Source organism: Streptomyces flavofungini (genome assembly GCF_041028215.1).
GTDB classification, from domain to species: Bacteria; Actinomycetota; Actinomycetes; order Streptomycetales; family Streptomycetaceae; genus Streptomyces; species Streptomyces flavofungini_B.
In genome coordinates, this window is the sequence record NZ_JASKYR010001098.1 from 1 (window position 1) to 2,199 (window position 2,199).

The 2,199-nt window shown below is 74.7% G+C and carries 2 protein-coding genes; both read right to left on the minus strand.

Annotated features, from left to right (window positions below; translation table 11 throughout):
- Positions 1–974 (minus strand): NTP transferase domain-containing protein (locus AB8Z36_RS38745; RefSeq protein ID WP_369218055.1); only part of this gene is annotated, 974 nt, incomplete at its 3' end.
- A 157-nt stretch (positions 975–1,131) separates the two neighbouring features.
- Positions 1,132–2,199: dihydrolipoamide acetyltransferase family protein (locus AB8Z36_RS38750; RefSeq protein WP_369218054.1), on the minus strand; the 1,068-nt coding region annotated here is incomplete at its 5' end.

Sequence of the window (2,199 nt, forward strand, 5' to 3'; positions counted from 1 at the left end):
GGGGACTGGGAGGGCCCCGGGGACTGCGGGGACTGGGCGGGCTGCGGAGTTTCTGGCCGCGGTGCGGCGTCCCGCTGGTCCTCGTCCGCCCAGCGTGCCGCGAGCGCCGCGGCCTTGTGTGCCGCCTCCGCCACGGCTTCGGGTCCTGCCGAGGAGCCGCCCCGCGTGGCCGCCGCCTGCGCCGCCGCATAGCCGACGAGGAACGTGGTCAGCGGTGCCGCGGGCCTGGCCACACCATGCGCGGCGTCGCGAGCGAGGTCGAGGAGGGTGCCGGTATCGACGTCGAGTTCGATGCCCAGTTCGTCCTTGACTGCGGAAATCCATTCATCCAACACGTGCCCATGCTCCCTGATCCGCGCCCGGGCGGTGGCGATGTCGTCCCAGGTGTCGCAGTCGAAAGCCGCGACATGGTCCGCGACCCGGGTCAGGCCGAGCCGCGCGATGAGCGAACGGAGCGGCAGCCCGGCGAGCCCGGCGCCCGGCGCCACACCGGCTGAGCCACCCGCGAGCGCCGCGATCTCCCGCCGCAGCGCCTCGCCCCGATAGGCCGCGACCAGCGGCTGCGCCCGCTCCTCCGCGTCGACGAGCACGGCCCCGTCCGAGCCGCTCTCCCGCAGCGCGGCCAGCAACTGACGTACCGTCCGCTCGCCGAGGAACGGCAGATCGGCGGAGAGCACCACCACGTACTCAGCCGCCGTACACCGCAGCCCCGCGTCGAGCGCGGCCAGCGGACCGCCGCCCGGCGGCTCCTCGCGCGCCCACACCACGGGCCGCGCGGTCCGTCTCGGCTCGGCCACGACGACCGTGGTCCCGGCGCCGGAACAGGCGGCGAGGACCCGGTCGAGCAGCGCGCGCCCGCCCACGCGCACACCGGGCTTGTCGGCGCCACCCAGCCGAGCGGCACCACCCCCGGCGAGCACGACAGCGTCATACGCGGCACCCTCACCCGCGCCGTACGCAGCACCCTCTCCCACGCCGTACGCAGCACTCTCGTCCGCGTCGCACCCGGCACCCTCGTTCGCGGTCACCCCCCGAGTATGGGCGTACGAGCGATCATTGCCACCCGCGCAGGGCGCTTCGGCCAAGGGACGTACGTCACCCGGCCGCGCCCGGCCCCTCCCCAGGCCCCCCTCACACCGACCGCAGCAGCACCGCCGGTTGTTCGACGCAGTCCGCCACATAGCGCAGGAACCCACCCGCCGTGCCGCCGTCGCACACCCGGTGGTCGAAGGTGAGCGAGAGCTGCACCACGTGCCGCACCGCCAACTCGCCCTGGTGCACCCACGGCTTCGGCACGATCCTGCCCACGCCGAGCATCGCGGCCTCGGGGTGGTTGATGATGGGTGTGGAGCCGTCGACCCCGAACACTCCGTAGTTGTTCAGCGTGAACGTCCCCCCGGTGAGCTCACCGGGCGTGAGCGTCCCGGCCCGCGCCTCCTCCGTGAGCCGGATCAGCTCGGCGTTGATCGAAGCGGTCGTCCGCGCCTGTGTGTGCCGCACCACCGGGACGACGAGCCCCCGGTCGGTCTGCGCGGCGAACCCGAGGTGGATGTCGGAGAGGCAACGGACCTCCCGCTCCTCCATGTCCACGCGGGAGTTCAGCATCGGGAAGCGGTCGAGGGCGGCCACGGTGATACGGGCGAAGAGCGCCAGCAGGGACACCCTCTGGCCGTCGCCTCCGCTCGTCGCCGCGTTCATGGCGGTGCGGGCCGCCAGCAGTTCCGTGGCGTCGGCGTCGACCCAGCAGGTGGCCTCCGGTATCTCCCGCCTGCTCCGGGCCATCTTGTCCGCGACGAGACCCCGGATGCCGGTCAGCGCGTGCCGGGACTCCATCCCCGCGCGCGTGGGCTCCTCTCCGGCCGCCACCCGACGGCGCGCCTCGGCCTTCCCCAGGCGGATCAGCTCATCGTCCTCGCGGACCGCCGCCTCCCTCGCGGCGGTGCCACTGGCCGCGGTGCCGCTGAGCACGGAGCTGCTCGCCGCGGCCGTACGCGCCCCGGCCGCCGTCCCTCCGGCCAGGCCCGCTGCCGCGCCCGCCGCCTCGTGCGCGACCGGAACGCTGCCGCGCCCGCTCGTCGCCAGAGGTGCCCGCCCCGAGGCGATGGCGGACTCCACGTCGGCCCGCGTGATCAGCCCGTCCGGGCCCGAGCCCACCAGCTCACGCAGCTCCACGCCGTGCTCCCGCGCCAGCTTGCGCAC